This window comes from Leptospira wolffii serovar Khorat str. Khorat-H2 (genome assembly GCF_000306115.2).
Taxonomy (GTDB): domain Bacteria; phylum Spirochaetota; class Leptospiria; order Leptospirales; family Leptospiraceae; genus Leptospira_B; species Leptospira_B wolffii.
Map to the genome: position 1 here is coordinate 202,288 of NZ_AKWX02000020.1, position 24,340 is coordinate 226,627.

Annotated in this window: 23 protein-coding genes and 1 tRNA gene; 13 read left to right on the plus strand and 11 right to left on the minus strand. The window is 45.7% G+C overall.

Annotated elements, in window-relative coordinates; all coding sequences use genetic code 11:
* Position 1 precedes the first annotated feature (1 nt).
* The 7 genes from pheS to LEP1GSC061_RS14245 are packed head-to-tail and all read right to left on the minus strand — an operon-like array spanning position 2 to position 7,738.
* Complete coding sequence (gene pheS / locus LEP1GSC061_RS14215; RefSeq protein ID WP_016546507.1) at positions 2-1,027, minus strand: phenylalanine--tRNA ligase subunit alpha; 1,026 nt, start codon at positions 1,025-1,027, stop codon at positions 2-4.
* Complete coding sequence (locus LEP1GSC061_RS14220; RefSeq protein WP_016546610.1) at positions 1,024-2,424, minus strand: UDP-N-acetylmuramate--L-alanine ligase; 1,401 nt, start codon at positions 2,422-2,424, stop codon at positions 1,024-1,026. Before LEP1GSC061_RS14220 ends, pheS begins: the two co-directional genes overlap by 4 nt.
* Entirely contained in the window at positions 2,421-3,050 is a 630-nt protein-coding gene (locus LEP1GSC061_RS14225) for a YIP1 family protein (RefSeq protein WP_016546472.1), read from the minus strand. Before LEP1GSC061_RS14225 ends, LEP1GSC061_RS14220 begins: the two co-directional genes overlap by 4 nt.
* The gene (locus LEP1GSC061_RS14230) at positions 3,047-4,159 is read right to left on the minus strand and encodes a DUF4340 domain-containing protein (protein ID WP_016546253.1); all 1,113 of its coding nucleotides are present in this window, start codon (positions 4,157-4,159) and stop codon (positions 3,047-3,049) included. The genes LEP1GSC061_RS14225 and LEP1GSC061_RS14230 overlap by 4 nt, the downstream gene beginning before the upstream one ends.
* Positions 4,156-6,075, minus strand: coding sequence for a motility-associated ABC transporter substrate-binding family protein (locus tag LEP1GSC061_RS14235; RefSeq protein ID WP_016546067.1), 1,920 nt, complete (start codon positions 6,073-6,075; stop codon positions 4,156-4,158). Before LEP1GSC061_RS14235 ends, LEP1GSC061_RS14230 begins: the two co-directional genes overlap by 4 nt.
* The gene (locus tag LEP1GSC061_RS14240; RefSeq protein WP_016546578.1) at positions 6,072-6,800 is read right to left on the minus strand and encodes an ABC transporter permease; all 729 of its coding nucleotides are present in this window, start codon (positions 6,798-6,800) and stop codon (positions 6,072-6,074) included. The genes LEP1GSC061_RS14235 and LEP1GSC061_RS14240 overlap by 4 nt, the downstream gene beginning before the upstream one ends.
* A gap of 5 nt (positions 6,801-6,805) precedes the next feature.
* Complete coding sequence (locus tag LEP1GSC061_RS14245; protein WP_016546675.1) at positions 6,806-7,738, minus strand: ABC transporter ATP-binding protein; 933 nt, start codon at positions 7,736-7,738, stop codon at positions 6,806-6,808.
* Positions 7,739-8,015: 277 nt separating this feature from the next.
* Between LEP1GSC061_RS14245 and LEP1GSC061_RS14250 the strand changes: the two genes are divergently transcribed.
* The 7 genes from LEP1GSC061_RS14250 to LEP1GSC061_RS14275 all read left to right on the plus strand — a co-directional run bounded on the left by LEP1GSC061_RS14250 (position 8,016) and on the right by LEP1GSC061_RS14275 (position 15,176).
* A complete protein-coding gene (locus LEP1GSC061_RS14250; RefSeq protein ID WP_016546427.1) occupies positions 8,016-9,173 on the plus strand; it encodes an ACP S-malonyltransferase in 1,158 nt (385 codons plus the stop codon).
* Between the two features lie 53 nt (positions 9,174-9,226).
* Positions 9,227-10,816, plus strand: a complete 1,590-nt coding sequence (locus tag LEP1GSC061_RS14255; protein ID WP_016546249.1) for a DUF2779 domain-containing protein — start codon at positions 9,227-9,229, stop codon at positions 10,814-10,816.
* An 81-nt stretch (positions 10,817-10,897) separates the two neighbouring features.
* Positions 10,898-12,109, plus strand: coding sequence for an argininosuccinate synthase (locus LEP1GSC061_RS14260; RefSeq protein ID WP_016546380.1), 1,212 nt, complete (start codon positions 10,898-10,900; stop codon positions 12,107-12,109).
* A complete protein-coding gene (gene coaD / locus LEP1GSC061_RS14265; RefSeq protein WP_016545971.1) occupies positions 12,106-12,588 on the plus strand; it encodes a pantetheine-phosphate adenylyltransferase in 483 nt (160 codons plus the stop codon). The genes LEP1GSC061_RS14260 and coaD overlap by 4 nt, the downstream gene beginning before the upstream one ends.
* A 13-nt stretch (positions 12,589-12,601) precedes the next feature.
* On the plus strand, positions 12,602-13,015 hold the full coding sequence (locus LEP1GSC061_RS14270) for a nucleoside-diphosphate kinase (protein ID WP_016546073.1): 414 nt from the start codon (positions 12,602-12,604) through the stop codon (positions 13,013-13,015).
* Positions 13,016-13,274: 259 nt separating this feature from the next.
* The gene (locus LEP1GSC061_RS21715) at positions 13,275-13,451 is read left to right on the plus strand and encodes a hypothetical protein (protein ID WP_016546688.1); all 177 of its coding nucleotides are present in this window, start codon (positions 13,275-13,277) and stop codon (positions 13,449-13,451) included.
* Between the two features lie 258 nt (positions 13,452-13,709).
* The gene (locus LEP1GSC061_RS14275) at positions 13,710-15,176 is read left to right on the plus strand and encodes an NADP-dependent isocitrate dehydrogenase (RefSeq protein WP_016546109.1); all 1,467 of its coding nucleotides are present in this window, start codon (positions 13,710-13,712) and stop codon (positions 15,174-15,176) included.
* A 10-nt stretch (positions 15,177-15,186) separates the two neighbouring features.
* Here the strand turns inward: LEP1GSC061_RS14275 and LEP1GSC061_RS14280 are convergent, their stop codons facing one another.
* The 3 genes from LEP1GSC061_RS14280 to LEP1GSC061_RS14290 all read right to left on the minus strand — a co-directional run bounded on the left by LEP1GSC061_RS14280 (position 15,187) and on the right by LEP1GSC061_RS14290 (position 17,974).
* On the minus strand, positions 15,187-15,594 hold the full coding sequence (locus LEP1GSC061_RS14280; protein WP_016546422.1) for a response regulator: 408 nt from the start codon (positions 15,592-15,594) through the stop codon (positions 15,187-15,189).
* Positions 15,578-17,455 carry a PAS domain-containing sensor histidine kinase gene (locus tag LEP1GSC061_RS14285; protein WP_232218469.1) on the minus strand — a complete coding sequence of 626 codons (1,878 nt, stop codon included), beginning with the start codon at positions 17,453-17,455 and terminating at the stop codon, positions 15,578-15,580. The genes LEP1GSC061_RS14280 and LEP1GSC061_RS14285 overlap by 17 nt, the downstream gene beginning before the upstream one ends.
* 285 nt (positions 17,456-17,740) lie before the next feature.
* On the minus strand, positions 17,741-17,974 hold the full coding sequence (locus LEP1GSC061_RS14290) for a ferredoxin (protein ID WP_016546295.1): 234 nt from the start codon (positions 17,972-17,974) through the stop codon (positions 17,741-17,743).
* Positions 17,975-18,077: 103 nt separating this feature from the next.
* Here LEP1GSC061_RS14290 and LEP1GSC061_RS14295 point away from each other — a divergent pair, with 103 nt between their 5' ends.
* The 5 genes from LEP1GSC061_RS14295 to LEP1GSC061_RS14315 all read left to right on the plus strand — a co-directional run bounded on the left by LEP1GSC061_RS14295 (position 18,078) and on the right by LEP1GSC061_RS14315 (position 21,836).
* Positions 18,078-18,659: a hypothetical protein gene (locus LEP1GSC061_RS14295; RefSeq protein WP_016546611.1), complete on the plus strand. Its 582-nt coding sequence runs from the start codon at positions 18,078-18,080 to the stop codon at positions 18,657-18,659.
* A complete protein-coding gene (locus LEP1GSC061_RS14300) occupies positions 18,649-20,202 on the plus strand; it encodes an FAD-dependent oxidoreductase (RefSeq protein WP_016546520.1) in 1,554 nt (517 codons plus the stop codon). The genes LEP1GSC061_RS14295 and LEP1GSC061_RS14300 overlap by 11 nt, the downstream gene beginning before the upstream one ends.
* Before the next feature lie 80 nt (positions 20,203-20,282).
* Positions 20,283-20,372: transfer RNA gene (locus LEP1GSC061_RS14305), tRNA-Ser, on the plus strand.
* Between the two features lie 21 nt (positions 20,373-20,393).
* Positions 20,394-20,624, plus strand: a complete 231-nt coding sequence (locus tag LEP1GSC061_RS14310; protein WP_016546797.1) for a DUF2905 domain-containing protein — start codon at positions 20,394-20,396, stop codon at positions 20,622-20,624.
* 9 nt (positions 20,625-20,633) lie between these two features.
* Entirely contained in the window at positions 20,634-21,836 is a 1,203-nt protein-coding gene (locus LEP1GSC061_RS14315; protein WP_016546457.1) for a pyridoxal phosphate-dependent aminotransferase, read from the plus strand.
* A gap of 11 nt (positions 21,837-21,847) precedes the next feature.
* On the opposite strand, the gene LEP1GSC061_RS14320 is transcribed toward LEP1GSC061_RS14315, so the two are convergent.
* The gene (locus LEP1GSC061_RS14320) at positions 21,848-23,431 is read right to left on the minus strand and encodes a 7TM diverse intracellular signaling domain-containing protein (RefSeq protein ID WP_016546886.1); all 1,584 of its coding nucleotides are present in this window, start codon (positions 23,429-23,431) and stop codon (positions 21,848-21,850) included.
* Positions 23,432-23,857: 426 nt separating this feature from the next.
* Between LEP1GSC061_RS14320 and LEP1GSC061_RS14330 the strand changes: the two genes are divergently transcribed.
* Positions 23,858-24,337 carry a nuclear transport factor 2 family protein gene (locus tag LEP1GSC061_RS14330; RefSeq protein WP_016545999.1) on the plus strand — a complete coding sequence of 160 codons (480 nt, stop codon included), beginning with the start codon at positions 23,858-23,860 and terminating at the stop codon, positions 24,335-24,337.
* Positions 24,338-24,340: the final 3 nt, after the last annotated feature.

Here is a 24,340-nt window from a genome sequence, read left to right on the forward strand (position 1 = left end):
ATTAGAATTGTTTTAAGAACCTGAGATTTCCGGAATGCAGATAACGGATATCGTGGATCCCGTATTTCATCATCACGAGCCGGTCTAATCCGAGCCCGAAGGCGAATCCGGTCCATTCTTTCGGATCCAGACCGTTCAATGTAAAAACGTTGGGATGAACGAGGCCGCAAGGCATAAGCTCCAACCATCCGGAATGTTTACAGACCGAACAGCCGCTTCCTCCGCATACTTGGCAATTGATATCCAATTCGAAGGCAGGCTCCACGAAAGGGAAGAATCCTGGGCGAAGTCGGGTCTTGACTTCCTTTTCGAAAACGCGAGATAATAGCACTTCCATCGTATATAGCATATTTCCCGCGGAAATATCTTTACCAACCACCATACCTTCTATCTGATAAAAGGAAGTCTCGTGGGAAGCGTCCACTTCTTCGTAGCGGAAAACTCTACCGGGGCCTATGATCTTGAATGGAGGTTTCAGTTTTCTTAATGCTCTAACTTGGATCGCGGAAGTATGGGTGCGAAGAAGGTTACCGTCTTCTAGATAGAAAGTATCCTGCATGTCCCGAGCCGGATGGTCGTCGGTAAAATTCAAGGCACCGAAATTATTGAAATCGGTTTCGACTTCCGGTCCGTCCCAAACCTCGAAGCCCATGGATGTGAAGATATCCTCTATCTCGTACTGGATCTTGGTAATCGGATGGAGGGTACCAGGTTCCGCCTCGCCCAGAGGTCTTAAGGCGTCGAACCATTCCTTCTCGGATTGTTCCCGAAAACTCTTCAGTTTGAGATTTTCCCGGGTCTTCACTACGATCTCTTCTAAACTCTTGGAAAGATCGTTGGCCTTTTGTCCCACGGTTTTCTTTTCCTCTATGGACAGGGAGGCGAGATTCTTAAGAACGGAAGTAAGCCTTCCTTTCTTCCCTAAGAATTCGTTTTTGTTCTTATCCAGATCCGCCTCGTCGACGGAAGAGGAAATCAAACGATTGGCTTCTTCGTAGATTCTATCTAATTCTTCGGAAAGACTCATTTTCTGGACTCGCTCAGTTCCCTAAGAGAAGGATAAATGCCGCCGAAGGCTCCGTTCGACATGGCTAAGATCAGGATTTTATCCTTCTCGAATTGGGGAAGGATTTTCCTAAGTTTGGAGACCAGATCTTTCGGGTCCTTGCAATAAAACGGTAAAGTCCCGGAATGCTTGGGCAGCTTCAGGACAAGTTTCTTGACGTCCAAACGATTCTCTTTGGATACCTTTTTGAGATTATGGATCTCGGTGATTAAGGTCACTGCGGAACCCTTGAAAGCGAAGGAATACTCCTTTTGGAAGACGTTCCTATGGGAAGTCGCGCTTCTAGGTTCGAATAAACTAATGATCTTGAAGCCGGGAAAAGCCTGCTTCACTGATTTGATGGTCTCTTCGACGGCTACGGGATGGTGGGCGAAATCCTCCACAAGAATGCTTTTAGGGGATTCAAAAAGAATATCCTGCCTACGCTTTACTCCGGAGAAAGTTTCAAGCGCATCCAAAAGGCGTTCTCTTGCGTTAGGAATCTTTTCTTTTTGTAGAATCTCTTCGCAGACTCGCAAAGCGACTTCGGCGTTTCTATAATTATGATTTCCGAAAAATCTAGGCCTAAGAACCCGATCTCCCGACATCAAGCTTCCTTTTCTCCAAGAAAGCAAGGATCCCTTCTTATTGAAATCGAACGGTTCGGACTTCAGAAATTTGGAAGCCTCATGGCAGATTCTTTTGAGATTGGCGGCGCCCGCCCAGTAATACGCCTTTCCGTTACTCGGAACCAAACGAAGAAGTCTGGAGAACATGGTCTCGATCTCTCCGATATCCTTAAAGATATCCGCATGATCGAAATCTAAAGCGTTCAATATTGCATATGTAGGTCGATAATGTAGGAACTTAGACGCCTTATCGAAGAATGCTGTATCGTACTCGTCACCTTCGATCACGAAATATTTTCCATCCGTAAATTCGAATCCCGGAAATCCATCCTTGCGAATTCCCCCCACGAATAGTCCCGGCTTGAGACCGGATTCTTTCAGAAGATGATGGATTAAAAACGTGGTCGTGGTCTTTCCATGAGTCCCCGCCACTACTACCACCTTCTTACCGGCGAGAATATACTTTTCCAAAGCCGCCGACATGGATACGTATTCGGCTCCGCTATTCAATACCTCTTCGACCTCGGGGTTACCGCGAGAGATCGCATTGCCGACTACGACTAAATCCTTTCCGGCAATCCTAGAAGCATCGAAGCCCTCCGAATAAGGAATCTTCCATTCCTTGAGCTTATCGGACATGGGAGGATATACTCCGGCATCGGAACCGGAAACCTCATGACCTAGACTCCTCAGCATGGAGGCCAAGTTTCCCATGGCGATTCCGCCGATTCCGATCAGATGAATCTTCAATTTAATAAAGTCCTAATGATATTATAGATAAAAGTAAAAACCAAAGCTATACTCAGAAGATAAGAGATTCCCACCAAAAAGAAAATCAAAATCTCCCGAGGATCGGATCCGCTAGCTCTTCTCATCCCCAAGGCGCATAAGTAGGAAGAATATAGAAATGCGATTCCTATCAGCCCTAGATGCCAAGGACCCGGTAAAATCCAAAAGACTGCGGATGCCGAAAAAGGAAGAAAGGCCAAAGTCAATACGTCTGCGGGAGGAAAACTCTCCCCTTTAGTACGGTCTATCTTCTTATAGAATACCCGAACCACATCCAATTGGGATACGATCAAAAGCAGAACCGGATATAAAACGAAAGAAGTCAGGGCTCCCGAGAAGATATTCCATTCTATAGAATCGGCAAAAACGAAGTCCCATGCAATTTTTATGATATTGCCCGCGACCTTGGAAACGGGAGCCAACACCCAGAGTGCGAAATGCAGACGCAGTAATTCCTTTCTTCCCAAGGAGGAATCCCTTAAATACTGATCGAATGCGTCCTGAGGGGACTTGAATATCTTCTCCAATAAGGAAAGCTTCGATTTTTCCGTTTCGGTTAAATCGGTTTGTCCGGCGATCAGGCTCATGGATTTTTCCGTTGCGGTTTCGCGGAAGTCTTTTTGGAAGGTTTTGCCACCATGGTAGAAGCTTGGATTCGAGATGCAGTATCCTGAATCCTATGAAAAATATCCTCGTTCACATAGACGGGAGGTTCCTGGAATTTTCTGTTTAGAATGCGAACCACAGGGTTCAGTTTTCTTTCCCCGATATCCGTGGAGCGATGGAAACGGATCAATATTTCGTTTCCGTCCGACAGGATTACTTTAAGACTCGCAAGAGAATATTCCGTATTAGCTGCATCCGGCGCAAGTAGGTTGCTTACCGCGAAACCGGCTCCGTTCGGTTCGTCCGGAAAAAGTTCCGTCTTTAATCCAGTCACGGAACGATAAAGATCCTCGGCTAATTTTTGGTCCAGAATCATGATCGTTCCCGAAAGTCTGCGCCAAAAATTCTTCTTAGCCTTATTGTCCTCGTACGGAGTGTTATCCATGCGGATCGATTTTCCGGTCTCATCCAGATAGGAAATCTCTTTTACGGTTTCTCCGTTCAGATTGATAAGTTGTCTTTGACGGAAATCTTCGGGTCCCTTCTGGAACCGATCGAACAAATAAGAAGAAGAGGATAGAATTACGGAAGGATGTCCTTCATCCAAAATGACTCGGGTGGATCCGTTCTTATGTTTCTTACCGATCCTAAGTACCTTTTTTTGATTACCGGAATAGAGGACCAGTTTAGGAGAATCTTCTCCTATCAGTAAGGATTCCTGAACGGGAATGCCTTCGATTACCGACTCCGTACTTTTGACTTTCAGACGATTCAGATCGCGAAAGCTATTCTCCGCGTTATATCCGGCTTCGTATTCAATCTTCTTTCCCGTTTCCGAATCCGTATCGGAAACGACATAGAAATTTCCTTTTCGGATCTCGTCCCGTTTGGAGATTTCGAAAGGTTTCTTAGCGAAATTTTCTCCGGATTCCTCGGACCATTTTTCTCCACCGGGGAAATATTCTATTTTATCAATATTCAATTTCCAATATTCGAATTCGGTCAGATCCTCCTTATTCTCCTCCAACAAAAAGATGGAAGCGAATAAGAGAACTACCACGAGAGCAAGAAGGAGTAATTTATTTCTCATTCGGAATCACGGCCCCTTCTTCTACGAACGACATAGATGGAACCCAATCCGGCGATCAGACCGGGGAACACGAACATACCCAAAATCCAAACCGCTCTCTTTTGACCGTCCGTCAGAGAAACGCTTTCTATCTCCTCTTTTTTAGGAGGAATCGCAGGTAGGCTCACATCCTGGTGCAGCCAAGTCGCGGAGGAACTTGCTAATTCGTAATTTGCGGCGTAAGGTATATATTGATCCGTCAACCAAGAAGTTCCGGAGAATATAACCGCCCGACCTTCGTTTCCGGATTTATTTTCCGCAGGAGCAGGAGGTTGGTTCGGGTCCTGATTCACAGCTGAAGCCTTGGTTTCTTCTACCGTTCTGAGTAAAAGGGCCAAAGGCACATTCTTATTATCGTCGCCCGCATCCTGCTTACCGTTTCCGTTTTTATCCGAGTAGGACTCCCCGCCGCTCTCGAGTAGAACGTAAGAGTCGTTAGATTTGCTCTTCGGTTCCGCAGAAGCCTTGGACTGAAAATAACCGGAGTACGGGTAAACGACACCTAAATCCTTTTTGCTCAGGGATTCTTCTATGGCATGTTTACGGAAGGCTTTCGTGATCACGATTCCAGGTTGGGAAGGAATCTGAGACAAAGTTTCCTTTACGAAAGTCTGTCCGGAATTCTCGAGAAGCCAATCGAAGGTCTCTCCGCCCTTAGGCTCGATCGTAATAAAGAGTTTGCCCTTTTTTTGATTAAAATATTCTAATATAGCCTGTCTTGCTTCCGGGCCGAAAGGAACGGTAGGTCCGATGATCACCAGAATATCCGTATCTTCCGGAATTTTAGGAGGCCAATTCTCCTTAAAACCGATACCCGAAAGGCGATAGTTCAGAAAGGAAAGTCCCGCCGAAAGCCGAGTCAGCTTTTCATTCGGAAGATTTTGGAAAACTGCCGAATACCTTTCTCCGTTGGATTGGGTGAAGTATACCTTTCTTTCTTTGGTAGTGACGTTCATGAAGGCCTGGACCAGCTTTCTTTCGAATTCTTCCAACTCCGTCTTGTCCTTTACGCTCACCTTTTGCTCGGGGTAAGGCCCCGCTTTCGCATCCTTTTTACGAAAACGCACCAACACGTTTCCGTTGGAAACTTGTCCGAATTCCGCGAGTTCGTCCAGCTCCACGTCCGCATTCACGAATTTTACCTTAAACCCCGGATGAATCGATCCCAATTGACCGAGTAAAATTTCCAAATCCGGTCTTACCCTACGCAATGCGAGAGAGTTGGATTTGTCGGAACTAGGCGCATTCTCCAGAGGACGAGGGTAGAATGCGATCACATCCACTTCGGCCCCTTCCGGAATCTCCTTTAAGATCTTCTTCGCTTCCGGAGAGAAGGAGAATTGCCCCTTGGAACTCAGATCGAAGTTGTGATTCTTAATTACGGAAATATAATTTGCTAAAATAACCGCCAGAAGCAGAATCCCTGCTCCCAGAAAGAAATCGCGAATCAGACTCTGTTTTTTTCCTTTCAGACTGGATTGGTTCTCCGCGGAGGCTCTTTCCCATTCTCTCAAAAGACCTAAGGCGGCGCTTCCCAACACGGAAAGCACCAGGAACACGAGTAGGAACTCTCGCAAGCTTCCGATCCATTCCGCCGAAGAACCTTTTTGTATGGATAAATCCTCCAAGTAGATTCGCAGGAAATACAAGCCTAAAGAGAGTAGCCCTAGCCCGGATGCTAGGGAAAGATTCGTTTCTCTTTCTTCCTTCTTGGAACCCAGAAAAGAAAGAACCCCAGAAGCGGCCAAGGTCGCCGCAACCACGATGGATAATAGCCAACGGCTTCCGGCGCTCGCAAAGGTGTCGTAAACCGGAAAAAATAGCAAAAGAAAAAGGATCGAGGCCCAGGACAATATTCTGTTTAAATAATTCTTCATCCTCTCCACCTCCTAGATTCCAGAACCTTTACCGTAAGATACAAAAAGAATACGGTTCCGCTGATAAAGAAAACGATACTACTCAAAGGAAGCACTCCCTTCGAAAAGCCGATAAAATGCGAAAATATATGCAAGTGGAACAAGACCTTTCTTGTTGCCGCATCGAAGAGATACGAGAAGAATCCGATCACCCAAAGAGTTAATAGAATCATGATGGAGATCAGCATGGAAACCATTTGATTCTTGCCCAGACTCGAACCGAAAAGCCCCACAGCAAAGGTGAATATCCCCAATAGAAACACTCCTATCGTTCCGGAGGCCACGATATAAAGAGGGGCTTTCCAAAAGAAGAATAGGAACAAAGGAAAGAGTCCGTCGACCAACAGCGAGACTATCAGACAAACTAAGGCGCCAAAGAGAAATTTACCCACCACGATTTCCATTTCCGAAATAGGAGCGGTAAAGAGAAACTCCAAGGTCCCACGATTCCTTTCCTCGGTGATCGTTCCCATAGCTACGATCAACATCGCGATCAGGATCGTACTCATAAATGAAATGAACGTCACCACCGTGGTTTCCGTATAATTCGTACCCGAGTTAAAATTCAGGATGAGAACGAATAAGGAATTCAAAAAGGCGGTCCCACCCAACACCAGAGGAGCGAGATAAGTTCCGAAGAATACCCTTACCTCTTTTAAAAAAATCCATTTTATATTACGAAACATAACCGTTAAACCTTGTTCATGAAGATCTGTTCTAAGGTCACATCCTGCTTCCGGATGAATTCGGGAAGGATACCGGAAGAGGAAATGCCGGCATATAAATCCTCTTTGAATTTCCTTTCGGAAGAAGTATTGATAAGAAAAGTGAACCCGACCGGATCCTCTCCGACAAACCTCACGTTAGCGCCGGATTGATTCGCGATTCCGCTCAGATAGGATTCGGTCTCCGATTTGCTTTTGCCCGAAAGAGTCACTTCCAAACCGGAAAGATTTTCCATTTCCTTTTCGAGTTCCTGGCGATTGCATTGGTATACGATGCGACCGTTATGTAGGAACAAGAATCGGTTACAGGTCTTGTAGACTTCAGGAAGGATATGACTCGAAAGAAGAATCGTATGATTTTCCTTTAGATTGTGGATGAGATTCCTTATTTCCACGATCTGCTTCGGATCCAAACCGGAAATCGGTTCATCCATAATGATGACCTCGGGATTTCCTAACAGCGCCTGAGCGATTCCTACTCTTTTACGAAATCCTAATGATAGGGTTTCTATCACCTTATTTTCCGCAGAAGTCAAATCGGTCAGATTAACTACCCTAGATATCTCCGACTCCAACTCCTCTTCCGAAACCTGTTTGATGCGAGCCGCAAAAGCCAGGTATTCCCTTACGGTAAGTTCGGGATAAAGAGGAGGCGTTTCCGGAAGATAGCCGATCTTCTTTTTGACCTCCATGGGATGTTCGAAGGTATTCAGACCGTTCAACTCGCAGAGTCCGTCGGTCGCCATTAAATATCCGGTTAAGATCCGGATCGTAGTCGTTTTGCCTGCACCGTTCAGGCCCAATAAGCCGACGATTTCTCCCTCTTTGAGTTCGAAATTGAGTCGATCAATTGCCAATTTCTTTCCGTAGAATTTGGAAAGGTTCCTTACTTTTATCATATTGTTTTCGTGTTCCGGACATTCCGGAGATTGGAGAAAATTCCAATTAGAAGGGTTTCGGAAAGAATAACCCCATGTGTAGGCGACTCGGTCAATCATTTTCCCGGGAAAGCGACGATCACTATAATACTCTTCCGTTCAATTTCTTTTAATCCGCTCCAATGAGACGGTCGTTCTTTGTGAACGGCATTTGGCGCCTGAAAGAAGGGGAAAAAAGAATTGCGAGCCCAAGCCATCGGAGAAAAGCATCTTCTAACGACTCAAAACAAGGCATTGTATGGCAGTAGCAAACTTTTTGAACGAAGCAAAGTCGCAGGGGAACAAACTCTTCCTGCAATTCGGAGGGCAAGGATCCCCTTGGCTGAAAGAACTCTCTAAACTCTATGAATCGGAACCTTCGCTGAAAGAATTCTTCGAAACTGCATTTAAGACCTTAGCGGAAGAAATTCCCTCTTTGGATAAGAAAATCGTTTCCCAAGGATACGATTTCGAATCCTGGCTCAAGAATCCGGACTCCGCTCCGGACGAAAGCTATCTTAGCAGCGCCAGCGTCTCCATCGTGGGAATCTTTCTCACACAGACGGCAAATTACGTCTCCTTAACCAATAAAGGCTTTGCGACATCCGAACTATTGGCAAATGCCCTCGGAGCGACTGGACATAGCCAAGGAATCGTTCCCGCAGTCCTAGTGTCTCTCGGCAAAGAAGGCGCGGAGTTCTATAAAGAATTTTCTAAATTTCTAAAATTCATCCTCTACTTAGGCTACAGGGCCCAGGAGCTTTACGGAGTCTTCAATCCTTCCGAAGAAGTTCTGAAGGGCAACGAGGAAATCGGAGACAAGCAACCTGCTCCTATGGTAGCCGTTATCGGATATAGCGCAGCGGAACTTTCCGAAAGAGTGCAAAAGACCAACGCGGATCTAGGACTTAGCGGAACTAAAGCGATTTATGTTTCTCTTTTCAATACCCCGGATTCCAATATCGTTTCCGGAGATCCGGAAGCGCTTCTAGCGTTCCGCAAAAAATTCAAGGCCGAAATGGATGAGAAAAAGGTAAAATTCGTTTATCTCAGAACCACCGCTCCTTTCCATTGCCCGATCATGGACGGAACAGAGAATACGGTACCTAAAGACATGGAAAGAATCGGATTCCAATACAAAGGTTCCGATCTGAAAATTCCGGTTTATTCCATTTTCGACGGACGCAATTTCCAAAACGAACCGGACGTATCTCTTCCTCTTTTCAGAGAGGTTTTGATCAAGGCTCTTCATTGGGACAAAGCGACTGCGAATTTCGTCAACACTGCTAAAGTAGTAGGAATCGATTTCGGACCGAGCGTAGTTTCCCAAAAATTGACGCAGGCGAATCTAGGTTCTTCCGAAAATAAAATCTACAGCGCTTCCAGCCCGAAAGACATCAAGGTTCTTTTGGCGTAAGCATTTTCCTAGTCGCGGGGAAACCCGCGACTGGATGCCCACTCGACGCCTCAATGATTTCCCTTCCTCAAATTCTCCGAGCCGTTGTTCGACGGACTTCATTTTTACTTCCCGAATTCCTACGTAGAAAACTGCTCTTCGACATTCTCGCTCCTTATAGGGAAAGAGGAATTCCTTTATTGGGAAAATCCGCATACCAAACGGGAGAATTCTGCGAATTACAACTTTGGAAATCCTTAATGGATCCCGCCTCTTCCGAAAGAGAGGAACCGAACCAATACATTTCTCCCAAACAGAAGTCCCTATTGAGAGAGATCGCGAGTCGATTCTTTCCGGATTCCGTTCATGCGAGATACGATAACAAAACCACAAGGTCCCTGTTGGATTCCAATCGACCCGCCAGAGGGACCTGCATCCAAACCGATTACTTTGATTGCAGGGCGGACTTTATTTTTCCGAGAGAAGAAGGTTGGGAAGTCGCGATCGTAAAGGCCTCGGCTTCTCCTAAAAAAAATCACATCCAGGAACTGTCCTTTATCCGAATGGTTTTGGAGGAGGCCGGTTATAAAGTCGGAAAGACTCTGCTCTTTACGGTAAACTCCAAATATTTTTATAATGAAGGGGAGATAGACGCCAATCAAATTCTCCACCGCAAGGATTGCAGCGAGGAAACTATAGCCTCTCTGCCCTACGTAAAGGAAAGAGCTTATCAACTCCTAGAAGTATTAGAAAACGATAAACTTCCTTCTATTCGATTCTCCAAGCATTGTCCGCACCCCAGGAATTGCTCTTATAAAGAGAGTTGTTACGAGGGAGATTCTCCGGGGGATCTGTTCACACTAAGGGAAGGTAAGGATATCACCCAAGTTCTATGGGAAAAAGGCATACGTAATCTTTCGGAAGTGATTCCTAACGAAGACTTTACACATAGGCAAAGAATCCAAGTCGAAGCCGTAAAATCGGGAAAAGAATATCTGAATAGGGAAGCTCTGGTAGGATTTCTGGATCGATTAAAATTCCCTCTTTATTATCTGGATTTCGAAACGATCAACCCTCCCGTTCCGATATACTCCAAATCCAATCCGTTCCAACACGTACCCTTTCTTTTCTCCCTACATATCCAAAGAGAAAATCTGCAAGAAGAGCCGGAAGAATATTCCTATATCGAGGACGGTAATATCGATCCTAGATCCGGTATTCTCTCCGCACTCTCGGAAAAGATCCGCCCGGGAGGAACGGTCTTGGCCTTCAATGATACTTTCGAAAAGAGATGTCTGAAAGAAGCGACTCAGGCCTTTCCGAACTTCAAGTCATGGTTCCAATCGATAGAAGGAGATTTTGTGGATTTGGCCAAACCGTTCTGGGACTACGATTATTATCATCCGAATCAGAATGGAACGACCTCCCTAAAAACGGTGTTACCCGTTCTGACCGGAGCTCATTACAAAGACCTGTCCATTAACGCGGGTCATTTGGCGAATTCCGAATTTCTTAGAATCAGAACCGAAAAAGTTTCCCAGGAAGAAAGATCCAAAGTGGAATCGGAACTGAAGGCTTATTGCAGAATGGACACCTTGGCTCTGGTTCTCATTCTACGCAAATTAGCGGAGAAGCTGGAATGGGCTCCGAAGCCGAAAGGATGAGAAATCCCAACCCAAACTCATTCGTTTGCGACCGAAAATCCGACTTGTCTTGAGGGGTCCGGCGATTTCCCTATCCTTAGAATGGCGGCTCAAAAGAACATAAAGAAAATCGTATTAGCTTATTCCGGAGGGCTGGATACCTCCGTGATCCTGACCTGGCTCAAAGAGACCTACGGCTGCGAAGTCGTCGCCTTTACTGCCGATGTGGGACAAAAAGAGGAACTCACCGGCTTGGAAGAAAAGGGAATCAAGACCGGAGCTTCCAAGGTTTATATCGAAGACCTGAGACTGGAGTTCGCCAGAGACTTTATTTATCCTGCCATCCACGGAAACGCCATCTATGAGATGAGATATCTCCTCGGAACCTCGCTCGCTAGACCCTTGATCGCCAAAGCGATGGTAGAGGTCGGTAAAAAAGAAGGTGCCGACGCATTCGCTCACGGGGCCACGGGAAAAGGAAACGACCAAGTTCGTTTCGAATTGGCGTTCAAATCCCTGGCACCTGAAAAAGAAATCATCGCCCCTTGGAGAACCTGGTCCTTCGGAGGAAGAGCGGACCTGATCGAGTATGCTAAGTCCAAAGGAATCCCGGTCCCTGTCACCGCATCCAAACCGTACTCGATGGACAGGAACCTAATGCATATCTCCTACGAAGGGGGAATCCTAGAAGACCCGTATCGGGAACCGAATGAAGATATGTTCCTACTCACTGTCTCTCCCGAAAAAGCCCCCGATTCTCCGGAATACGTCGAACTGGATTTCGTGGAAGGGAACTGCGTGGCGGTCAACGGTAAGAAATTGAATCCTTACGAAGTCGTGGACACGTTGAACACGATTGGAGGAAAGCACGGAATCGGAAGAGTGGACATCGTAGAAAACCGTTTGGTAGGAATCAAATCCAGAGGGGTGTACGAGACTCCCGGCGGAACGATTCTATTCCATGCACACCGGGATTTGGAATCCATCACCATCGATAGGGACACCCAACACCATAAGGATAAGCTATCCGCAGAATTTGCCGAGCTGATCTATAACGGACATTGGTTCTCCCCGAGAATGGCCGCGGTCAGAGCCTTCATCTCCGAGACCCAAAGATACGTAACGGGAACCGTTAAGGTGAAATTATACAAAGGTAATTGCATCGTCGTGGGAAGAAAGTCTCAAGTCTCTCTCTACAACCCCGAAATGGCGACCTTCGAGAAGGAAGAATTGTACAACCAGAAGGATGCCGAGGGATTCATCAATCTTTACGGACTGCCTGCTAAAGAGGCGGCAAGGCTCAGGAAAAAATGACAAGAATCGCGGTCTATCCAGGCTCCTTCGATCCGTTAACTAGAGGACATTTGGATATTCTCCAAAGATCCGTCGGACTATTCGACAAGGTAATCGTAGGAGTCGCCGTTAACTCGAATAAAAGCTTCCTATTTTCCATCCAGGAAAGGATCGATTTTATTCGGGAAGCTACGGAGGGATGGGCCAATCTGGAGATAGACACATTCGAAGGTCTGACCGTGGATTATTGCAAGAAGAGAGGCGCTAAGAGTATTATCCGCGGATTGAGAGCGGTAACCGACTTCGATTATGAATATGCAATCTCTCTAATGAACAAAAAATTGGCTCCGGAAGTCGAGACCATCTTTCTAATGTCCTCAACGGATTATTCCTTCGTTTCTTCCACAATCGTGAAGGAAGTCGCCCGCCACGGCCGGGACGTTTCCGCCCAGGTGCCGGAACACGTGAGCAAAGCACTACTTAAAAAACTATCCAAGTAAGTAAGGAAAAAAAATGGCTAGAACATTTATCATGATTAAACCCGACGGAGTCAAAAACAAGCACGTCGGCGATATTCTCCAAAGAATCGAAAAAGAAGGCTTTAAGATTTTAGGACTTAAATATCTCAAACTATCCCTGGAAGACGCAAAGCAATTCTATAAAGTACACGCAGCCCGTCCTTTCTATAACGATCTTTGCGGCTATATGTCTTCCGGCCCTATCGTTGCGGCCGCTCTGGAAAGAGACAATGCGGTCCAACATTGGAGAGACGTTATCGGCGCCACCGATCCTAAGGAAGCTGCCGCAGGAACCATCCGTGCCTTATTTGCGGAAAGCAAGGAAGCCAATGCGGTTCACGGATCCGATTCCGACGATAACGCGGCGCTGGAAATCAGCTTCTTCTTCAAAGGAAACGAGCTATTCTAATCCTATTCCGAAGAATATCACTTAAATGCAAACCCGGAGGCTCCTCCGGGTTTTTTTATACCTTTCGGACCCCGACACCTAACGAACGTTCTATTTTATTAGCGATTTTGCAAGTAGTTAGGGCCCTTGCTGAGACAGCCCCTTCTTCGGAAAAAAACGACAACAAATTAGAAAAATTCCTTGTACTTTTAGGAAATATCTTTCTCAATTTTTGTCACGTAGGCGAAATAAATCCCCCGTTTCAGCCGAAGCTAATAATATGAATGCAGCGACTAAAGAGCAGATTCTGAAGCACACTCGTATCATTGGAAAATATAGAAACCATGATCGCTTATTCGACACAACTCCGGATTGGATGGACGACGTTCTGGAAGTCATTTATTCCCAGGACGAATTTCTAGCGGATCGCCCCGATATCGATTTAGATATCGAGTGATCGTATCTTGGGCCGGAGATCCGGTCCGATCCTAGAGTAAACGACTCAGTCCTTCTTCGAGAAGGACCGATCGTACCCCTTTTTCGTTCGGCGGAAAGCTCGAACAATTCTCCCTTTGATAAATATTTTTCCGGAGTTTTTACGATACGCCGGTCGGACTCCGAGCGGGATTCAACACGTACTTCCTCTAAGATTTCCAATCCAGATTGACCTAAGGCGGGCTCAGACTTTAATCAGACTAAGAGTCGGAGGAATAGAATGACCTCGAAGAAAAAGATCGCCGTCGCCAAAGGAGACGGAATCGGTCCCGAAATTATGGATGCCACGCTAAGAATACTGGAAGCGGCCGGCGCGAAAATCGAACCCGTCTTTATAGAAATCGGAGAGCAGGTATACAAAAGAGGTCATAGTGCCGGCATCGAGCCTTCCGCCTGGGATGTATTAAGAGACACGAAAGTCTTTTTCAAAGCGCCGATCACCACCCCGCAGGGAGGCGGATACAAAAGTTTAAACGTAACCGTCAGAACCACTTTAGGATTATTTGCAAACGTTCGCCCTTGCGTTTCCCTTTATCCTTATGTGGATACGAAGCATCCTAAATTGGATTTGGTTATCGTTAGGGAAAACGAAGAGGATCTTTACACCGGTATCGAACACAAGCAGACTTCCGATACGGTCCAATGTCTAAAACTCATCTCCCGCCCAGGTTCGGAGAAAATCATCCGTTACGCGTTCGAATACGCAAAGGCTTACGGAAGAAAGAAAGTCACGGCTATGGTAAAGGATAATATCATGAAGCAATCCGACGGACTGTTCCATGACGTATTCAAGGAGATAGCTAAAGATTATCCGGATATAGAAGCGACGAGTGAAATTATAGATATAGGCGCGGCGCATTTGGCCGAAAGACCGCAAGTTTACGATGTGGTCGTGACTTTGAATTTATACGGAGATATCATATCCGATATCGTGGCACAAATCGCCGGTTCCGTGGGCATGGCCGGTTCCGCAAACATCGGAGAAGTCGTCTCCATGTTCGAAGCGATCCACGGCTCCGCCCCCGATATCGCAGGAAAGAATTTGGCGAATCCGAGCGGACTTCTAAACGCCGCGGTCATGATGCTCGTACATTTAGGACAACCGGATATCGCGGCAAAAGTACAAAATGCATGGTTACTCACGATAGAAGAAGGAATTCATACCGGCGATATCTATAAAGCGGGTGTAAGCCGTATCAAAGTAGGGACCAAAGAATTCGCGGACGCAGTCATAGGCAACCTCGGTCATCTTCCGGAAAAATTCCGACCTGTTTCCTTCGGAAAGGCGAAAGCCATTCATATTCCCGAATACAAAAGAGTCGCTTTGAAAAAGGAATTGGTGGGTGTAGACGTATTCCTGGATTGGGCGCCCGGAACCTCGGATGAGTTAGGCAAGAAACTCGCCGGCCTAGCCGGAGATCTGAAACTTCGTATGATCACGAACCGAGGGGTGAAAGTATTTCCGAATGGAGCTCCGGAGACATTCCTAACGGACCATTGGAGATGTAGATTCGTAAGCCCAAACACTCCGGATAACGAACCGGGAGACGGTTATGCGTCTATCCAATCGGAACAGATCGCCAAGCTTTTATTGAGAATCGCGGAAGCCGGCTTAGATAGCGTGCAAACGGAGAACCTGTATAAATTCGAAGGAAAAAGAGCCTTCTCTTTAGGGGGAGGAGAATAAGAAAGTCCGATCAGGATTGGATTAGAATTCTCTTAAATGAGTCCAGAGAGACTGGTTTCGTTATGTAATCCGTAACGAGAGGAGTCTCCTTGGCTCTACGCAAGTCCGAATCGTCCACGGACGAACTCACCATATAAATCACCGGTTTTTTGCTAAGCGAATTTACGAAATTCGCATACTCGTCCAGGAACTGCCATCCGTCCATAAACGGCATATTTATATCCAAGAAAATGAAATCCGGAATCACGTCGGGTTCGGTTTGGTGTTCTTTTAAGAAACTGATCGCGCCTTCGCCGTCAGGAAACACTTTCATGCTTTCCACGGCTCCGGTTTTTTCGATCGTACGCTTGGCAATTTCTACGAAAATCACGTCGTCATCGACTAATAGCAGTTTCTGTTTCTTAAATACTGAATTCATTCGCTCTCAATAACTGTATGACGAATTTAGTTCCTGAACCGGGCACACTTTCCACATGGATTTCGCCCCCTAGAGATTCGATTTGGTTCTTAGTCATGAACAAACCCAACCCCTTACCGTCGGTATCTCGGTGAAATCTTTTATGCAATTTAAAGATTTGATTCCCGTGTTTGTTCAAGTCAATTCCTAAACCGTTGTCCTCAGCCTCTAAAACCTGAATTCCGCCGCTCCAATACGTCCGAAATTTTATCACGGGTTTTCTTCCTTGAGAACGATACTTGAGAGAATTCGAAAGTAAATTCAAAAAAATACTCTCCAAATAGACCGGCGGATAATTAATCCATGGACATAACGTGAAATCGAAACGGACGTCGGCGCCTGTCTCGGTAATCTGGCCCAAAAACATGGACTTTACGTGGGAAAAAGACTCCTCGAAGGAAATCCTTTCGGAGACGATCTTCGGACTCTGCCTAATCCGGATCACTTCCACCAGTTCGTTTAATGTGGAGAGTAATTGCTCCGAAGTCTTTTTGAGATAATCGATATATTCCCTTTTTTCTTCTTCGGTCTCAGCCTCTTCCAAAAATCTGACCAGAGTATGAATATTACCGATCGGAGATCGAATATTATGCGAAACGATCTGATTGAATTCCTCCAGTTGGGAGATTCTTTCCTTTAAATGAGATCCTACTGATTTCAGACGGGAATTCTTTTCCCTCAGGATATTTTCCAGGATTCTTTTTCTGGATATGTCCTGGACCTGAGTGACGATGAACATCAATTCTCCGGAATCCTTTCTGACGGCCGCCGCCGTAATAAAGACCCAGACTATATGGCCTTTCTTATGAATATAACGTTTTGCGAATTGAGCGTTATTCTTCTCCCCTCGGACAAGCTTCCTAAGAGCCTCGCCTCCGATGCCTAAATCCTCCTGATGGGTGATTTCTTGGAAGGACTTATAGAGTAATTCCTCCTGGGTATAACCTACCATTTGCGCGAAAGACTGATTCACTTCAAGAAGGGATCCGTCCTTATCCACCAGAATGATTCCGTTTCCGGAGCTATGAAACGCTTCGGAGAATTTTTTCTCGCTGAGCCGAATCTCCTCTTCCACCAATTTCGAAAAAGTGATATCTTGCATGGCCCCGTAAACGCCTACGATCCTATCTCCGGAATGCAATGGCTTACCGTAACTCCTTACCCAAATTACGTTTCCTTCTTCGTCGAGCATCCTGTGCTCTACCGCATAACTTTCTCCCTGTTGGTAAGCCTTCATATTAAAGTTACGGAGCTTTTCCATATCTTCCGGATGACTGTATTTTCTATATACGGTTTCCCGATCTATGCCGAGACTCGGATCTCTTCCTAAAATTTTGAATACGGCAGGCGACCAGAATAAGGTCCCTTCCTCGATATTAGATTCCCAAGCGCCGACATGAGCAAGTTCGCTCATAAGACTGGAGAATTTTTTTTCCTGCTCGAAACTGCGATGTAAAACTGCCTGGGATGTCACATCCCTGGAGCTGGTCTGTATATGCGTTATTCTACCCTGTTGGTCTCGAACGGGTTGCATAGACGTCTCGAGCCAAATCTCGGATCCGTCTTTACGGATAAATCTGTATTGGGTGGCCTCGATGGGATTTCCCGATCGAAAAGAATCCTTTATCTCTCTTAGGGCTTTTTCTCCATCCTCTTGTGGTAGAAATTCAAAAGGACTCTTTCCGATGAGCTCCTGCGGATCGAAACCCAAGAGAGGCTTTGCGGCGGGGTTTACGTATAAGTAACATCCCTCGGAGTCATGCAAACAAATCAGTTCTCGGCTTTGTTCTACCAGGGATCGAAAGAAACCGTTATCTTGCAAAGAGGACGGAAGTTCCTGCGAATTGAGCTGCTTTCCCATGATGCAATACGATAAGACCGGATTTTCAGTCCTAATAGAACGACCCTAAAACAAATAATACCAGGTTCGATCCGGAGTGAAAAGGAGAATCCAAAGGAACGAAAAAATAGGAGAATAAGTTTCTTCGGGGCTAATCAAGTGGATGGACGCTACCTACCCGAAAGGGTTAGAGAAGAGGAAAAACTCTTTAGATATGAAAAAGGGGAACATCGTTCCCCTTTTGTCAAAATCGGATTCGGGCTCAGATTATTCTCCGTCGTCTCCGATCGCCTCTACAGGACAGATTTCCTTGGCCTTGCGAGCCGCGATCATTTCCTCAGGGGTGGAAGGCTGCTTATGAAAGTATACTTTGGACTCGTCGTCGGTGTATTTCAATAAAGTAGGAGCTTCCTCTAAGCAATCGTTGCAAGGGACGCAGCTATTATCGATGTAAAACTTTCCGGGAACGTTCTCAGGAACTTTATCGTTCTTATCAGCCATATGGTTACTAGGGATTATCGAACGCATGAAACGTCAAGTTGGTTTTCCACTTCCTTCCTCGGGTTAAGATTGACAAGCTAGCCGAAGAATATAAAAACTCGGCATGTCGAACCAGGAATCCCGTTATTCCCGAAAAACGTTCTTGAGACTGGGACTCGCCGGCTCCGGAGCCCTTCTATTAGGCGGATCCGTTTGTATCCTGAATCGCTCCGGACGCGAATTACCCAAGAGCCTATTCTTCTCCAAATCGGAATTGGATATTCTAGCCGCCTTAGCGGAGGCCATTCTCCCCGAAGGCCCGGGGCTTCCTAGCTATAAGGAAGCGCAAGTCCTGGAACGTTTGGACGAGGAATTCTACTTCGTGGATCCTTTCCTAAGCGACGACTTCAAGACCTTGGTGCTTGTCATAGAATACCTTCCCTTCTTCCATTGGAAATTTTCCCGATTCAGCAGATTGCCTCTGGAATCCAGGAGGGAATTTTTGACTTCTCTTAACAATTCGGACTCGGATCTGGTAAGAGCGGTTTGGGCTAATCTCAGGATGCCTATTTTTCTTATGTATTACGGCCATTCCTCCACATTCAAGGCCATCTCGTACGACGGACCGTTTTCGGATCCTCCTGAGAAATTAAGCGAATCCAGAATCTATTATCGTAAGCTCGTAGGCGGTTCCGATGTCGGGTAAAATATACGAATGGAAAAACTTGGGAGATTCCAAGGAAATCAAAGTCGACGTAGTAGTCGTAGGAACCGGTTGCGGAGGAGCGACTCTCGCTTACGAACTTTCCAAGGCGGGCAAGAAGGTAGCACTCATAGAAGAAGGCGGTTACTATCATACGGGAACTTTCGATAATCACGAACTGAATATGGCAGGCAAGGTCTCAGCCGAAAGGAATATGGCGACCACTGCGGATGGAACGGTCAATATCGTTTACGGCAAGAATGTGGGCGGCGCCTCCGTTCATTATTGGGCTGACAGTTACAGAACTCCCGATGATCGATTGGAATATTGGAGAGATAAGTTCGGAGTTTTAGGACATTCTCCGGAAGACCTAAAACCTTTTTGGAAGGAATTGGACGATACGTTAAACGTTCATCCCGCCAAAGAAGAGAATTTCAATCGTATGAACCAATTGGTCCGCAAGGCTTCCAAGGAATTAGGGTGGGAAGGAAGTCCGGTTCCTCAGGCAAGAAAGAACTGCCAGAAGTCCGGCCATTGCATGCAAGGTTGTATGTTCGGAGCGAAACAAAGCCAGCTCATCACTCATATTCCCATGGCGATGGCCTTAGGAGCCGATCTATTTGCGGATACCAAGGCATTGGAACTGGAGTTCGAAGGGGATAAGGTGGTATCTTTAGAGGCGGTAGTCATAGATAGACCTTCCCAAAAAGAGTCCGAAGTCAGATTGAAATTCAAGGCGGACACTTTCGTAATCGCCGCAGGAGGTTTCGGAAGCTCCACTTTTCTTTTACGCAACGGATTAAAATCCAAATTGCCTGCGTTAGGAGAATTCTTAGCGATCAATCCTTCCCCTTTCGTTCACGCTCTTTACAAGGAGCCGATCGTGCAATGGAGAAACATTCCCTCCGCTTACGGAGTTGAAGAATTCCGACTGGCCAGGTTTTCCGGAGGAACATATAAGGAAGGCGGTTATCTCATCATGGCAAACCAACTCCAACCCGGAGCGATAGGCGCCTTGGTTCCGGGCTTCGGTAAGGAGCATTTCGAAATCATGCAGGATCTTCCTAGACTAGGAGGGACCATCGGTTGGATCGACGATCCGGAAAACGAACTCGGAAGAATAGAAGTCAAATCCGGTGGTAAAAGAGAAGTGCAATATACTTTCGGACCCTTGACAAAGGAGATTCTAAGAGATTGTATCCGTAAGCAAGTCCTACTGAATTTCCAAGCCGGAGCCGTGAAGGTAATTCTCCCAGACTTGAAACGCACAGTCCTGGAAAAAGCTTCCGAAATTTCCAAAATAGATTCCATCCCTTTGAGTCCCGCATCGATGGCGATGGCGGCACCCCATCCCGCGGGAGGATGTAGAATGGGACTGGATCCTAAATCTTCCGTAGTCGATTGGAAGCATAGAGTACACGGAGTTTCAAACCTATTCGTAAGCGACTCTAGTGTGTTTCCTACCGCGGTTTCCGTGGACCCGAGCTATACCATCATGGCTTTTTCTAAGAGAACCGCCCAATTCATTCTGGAGAAAAAAGCCTAAGACCGGGGCCTAAAGTTTTGCTCCGAATCTCCTTGACCGTAGAGGTCTTTCGGAAAACAAAGTAAAGGCAACCAAGAACCGGAGAGGTGTCCGAGCGGTTTATGGTACTTGCTTGGAAAGCAAGCGTAGGGTAACACCTACCGGGGGTTCGAATCCCCCCCTCTCCGCCACGGTTTCCCCTGAGAATTCTAATGGAACCGCTCGGTAAAACGTTTCTCTGGATCGGCGCCGTTTTTCTCCTTCTCGGCCTGGTTTTGGTCTTCGGATCCAAAATCCCCTTTATCTCTTCCTTAGGAAATCTTCCGGGCGATATCCGAATCGAAAAAGAGAACTTCAAAATCTACTTCCCTTTCGCGACATCCGTTCTTTTAAGCATAGGGCTTTCTTTGCTTTTATATCTCTGGAATCGCTTCTTCCATTAAAGAATTCTTATGCGTTCAGGAGAATTTTCCAGATTTAGCGACCGCTTCGAATACCATCCCGGGCAAAACGAACTCTATAAAACTCTCGAAGAAATCAAAAATTCCTCCGAAGATTGGATCGATCTTACGCTTTCCAATCCGACCAAATCCGGTCTGATCTATCCTTCCGAGGCGATCCTACATTCTTTGAGCAAAGCCGAAAGCTTGGAATACGATCCCGATCCGAGAGGCCTACTCTCCGCAAGAAAAGCAGTCGTAGAATATTATCGGGAAAAGGAAATACTCTATTCTCCCGAGGATCTGTTTCTAACTTCTTCTTCTTCCGAAGCTTATTCTTATCTGATCAAGTTACTTTGTAACCCGAAAGACAGAGTACTCATCCCCTCACCCGGCTATCCTCTTTTCGAGTTTCTGTCCCTTTTGGACGGAGTGGAATTCGAATCTTACTCATTAGAGGAGAATAGAAACTGGAGCATGGACTTCCAAGACCTGGAATCCAAAATTTCGGAGAATACCAAGATCGTATTCGTGGTTTCTCCCAACAATCCCAGTGGCAGCATTCTGAGCCCGGAGGATTTCTCGCGATTGGAGAATTTAGCGATCGAAAAAGGTTTTTCCATAATAATCGACGAGGTCTTCTCCGATTATATCCACGACAAGAAGGAGCATATTCCGAAAACGAAAAGTTCTAAGGCTCCCGTATTCGTAGTAAACGGTATCTCCAAGATTCTCGCACTGCCTCAGATGAAACTTTCTTGGATCCATATTGACGGTCCCGACGATTGGAAAGGAGAATGCAAGGAAAGGCTAGAAATCATAGCCGACACTTATCTCGGTTTATCCACTCCGATCCAAATCGCCTTACCGGATCTTTTCCAATGGAGAAAAATGATACAGAGTCAGATCCAAAGAAGGATCGGAAGAAACCTCTCAGTCCTGGAAGAATCGGCAAATAATGAAAACTTAATTCGCTATCGTCCTCCTTTAGCCGGTTGGTATGCGATTCTCCGATCCGAGTGTTTCGATCCGGACGAAGAAATATGCGTCCGTCTTCTCAAGGAACAAAAGGTATTAGTACACCCGGGCTCCATGTTCGGATTTGCGGAAGGATCCGGAAACCTAGTCCTGAGCCTGCTTTCGGAGCCGGATCCGTTTCGGGAAGGAATCGAAAGAATTCTAGATTTCGCAAAGTCGATTCGCGATCGCGCTTAATGCAAAGCGTTTTAGGATAGATTCTTAAATTGTTTCGGGGTCAGACCAGTAGACTTTTTGAATTCCACGTTGAAAGAAGTCTTGGATCCGAATCCTACGTTAAATGCGATATTGAGTATATTCTCTTCCTCTCCCGTCAGAAGCAACCGCTTAGCCTCTTCGATACGCTTGGAGTTGATATACGCGGCAAATCCCATTCCCAGCCTGGAATTCAAAAGTTCCGAAAGCTGATGGTTGGTGAGGCCGAGTTTACCTGCGACCAAATTCATGGTCACATCCTCTTCCCGGAAAAGCTTCTCCCTTTCCATCAGGCTTTCCAATGCGTTTAGAGATACCTCGATATCCACGCCCGAAATCTTAGAACGAGCGTATCTAGGCTTGTTTAGGAATTCCTTTAAATTTTCCAGGAGAGTATTTTTTTCCTCTAAGTCCTGGGAATATTTCTGTACTATATTATAAAGTAGAATGAGAAGATCTACCGGAAAGAATAGCGGAACCGAATAAACGATCAGGAAATTATAACGCAAAATACCAAGATAATAGAATATGCTCAGATATCCCAGAGTCATATAGGCTCCCCAGGAAACTAAAAACAGATTCAACTTTCTGTTTCCTTTCTTTCTAAGATATATTCCGGCACCTAGAATGAGCGGAATGGAGAAAGTATACACTATCTCGTTCGTTTTAGTGAGATAGGATATCGTATCCAAATAGAATACGAAGGGAAGCGAAACTGCGAGGATCAGGGAACAAATCTGCAATATCCAATCCACCCAGGGTAACGACCTTTTGGTCTCCAGAAATCTTCTAATGAATTGGAATCCGAAAACACCGCCCAGATTGAAGAAAAAGAAATTCGATTTTTCTCCCCATAATAGGCTATCGTCCCAAAGAATCTCTATCGCATTTCCGTAATTTACATCGTAGGATGCCCCCATACAGAAAGCATAACCTGCATAAAATAGAAACTCCTTATATCCCGAAGCCCTATAATAAAGGATTGCAACCAATATCAAAAGAGCATACAAGCATGCGGCCAAGGTGAAAAACCCGGTTTCGATCGCGAGATTAGCCCTTAAACCCGCCTCGTCCATGATCTCGACCGGAAAGGACATGATGGATTCGGACTTTAACTTTACGTAAAATACTTTTTCATCTCCCGGATTGCCTTGCAGCATTAGAGAAGGATATAGTACATTCTTCACAAACCATTCGCTTTTGGGCAACTTGTCACCGGCTAGTTGTACTGGCGATATCCCATTTGGGATATAGAGTTCCAATCTATCATGGGCTTTCGACTTTAATACGAAGTACAAGTTCTCTCGAATTTCCTCGCGAAATTTAATTCTGAATTTCAACCAGAAAGCTTTTTTGGAAAAATTGAAATCCAAGGAATCCCCTTCGTTTTTTTTCCAAGCCATCGAGCGATACACATCCTTGGCTGAAAAATTAGATTCGGGGTCCTCGAGAAAGAACAACTCGGAACTGATATTTCCACGATGTTCGTTTGGTTTCAGACTGAACGATTGTTCTATCCCGAATAGCGAAGAGGTAGCGGATACAAAGAGAACGAGAAGGATAAAAGCTTTATGCATAGGATGCTAAAAAACAATCTTTGGGAAATGTATCCTAAGCAAACAAAAAAAGTTCATGTCTATAATCTCGAACGACTTTCTCTGTTCCTTCGTTTATCATAATGAGAGTTTGTGAGTTTAGGACTGTATCACTTAATTCACAATCGATTGAATAGGAAATAATAAACTAAACATCCTATTCCCGCCGTTTTGGCGTTTGAGTTTGCCTTGCCTCGGATGAGTTTAATCCTCTTATCCGAAGAAATTTTAAACCCGTCTTCTGGCGGGTTTTTTTTTGTCGTTATCCATTCTTCTCCCCGAAAGAGGAATGGGATTCCAAAGAATCTTTTTCTTTCTTTTTCCCTTATTTTTCCATCCCAGACTGTCACAGTGGATATCAGAAATCGATCGTAATAGGAAATCCTAAAAAAGGTTAAGACAGATACGATGCACCCTAACGAATCCAAAATCAGAGATTTCTATAATAGCTTCTCCTCCCGAAACGCAGTAGCTATGACTTCCTTCTACTCCCAGGATGCGGAATTTTCGGATCCGGTATTTCCCGGATTAAAAGGTGCGGAAATTCCCGCAATGTGGGCCATGCTCTTGGAAAGAATGGATCCTAAGGCCAAAATAGAATTAGTGGCATCCAGCGCAGACGACCAAAAAGGACGAGCTTTCTGGACCGCTACCTATCTATTTTCCAAGACGGGCAGGACGGTCACAAATCGGATCAGATCCGAATTCGAATTTAAGAACGGGAAAGTGGTTAAACAAAAGGATCGCTTTCCTTTCTGGAGATGGACTAGAATGGCTTTAGGACTCCCCGGAATACTTTTAGGTTGGACCCCGATCTTACAGGGTAAGGTCAAATCCGAAGCGGGTAGAAACCTGCAACATTACTTAAAGAAAAAAGGAATCTCCTGAAGG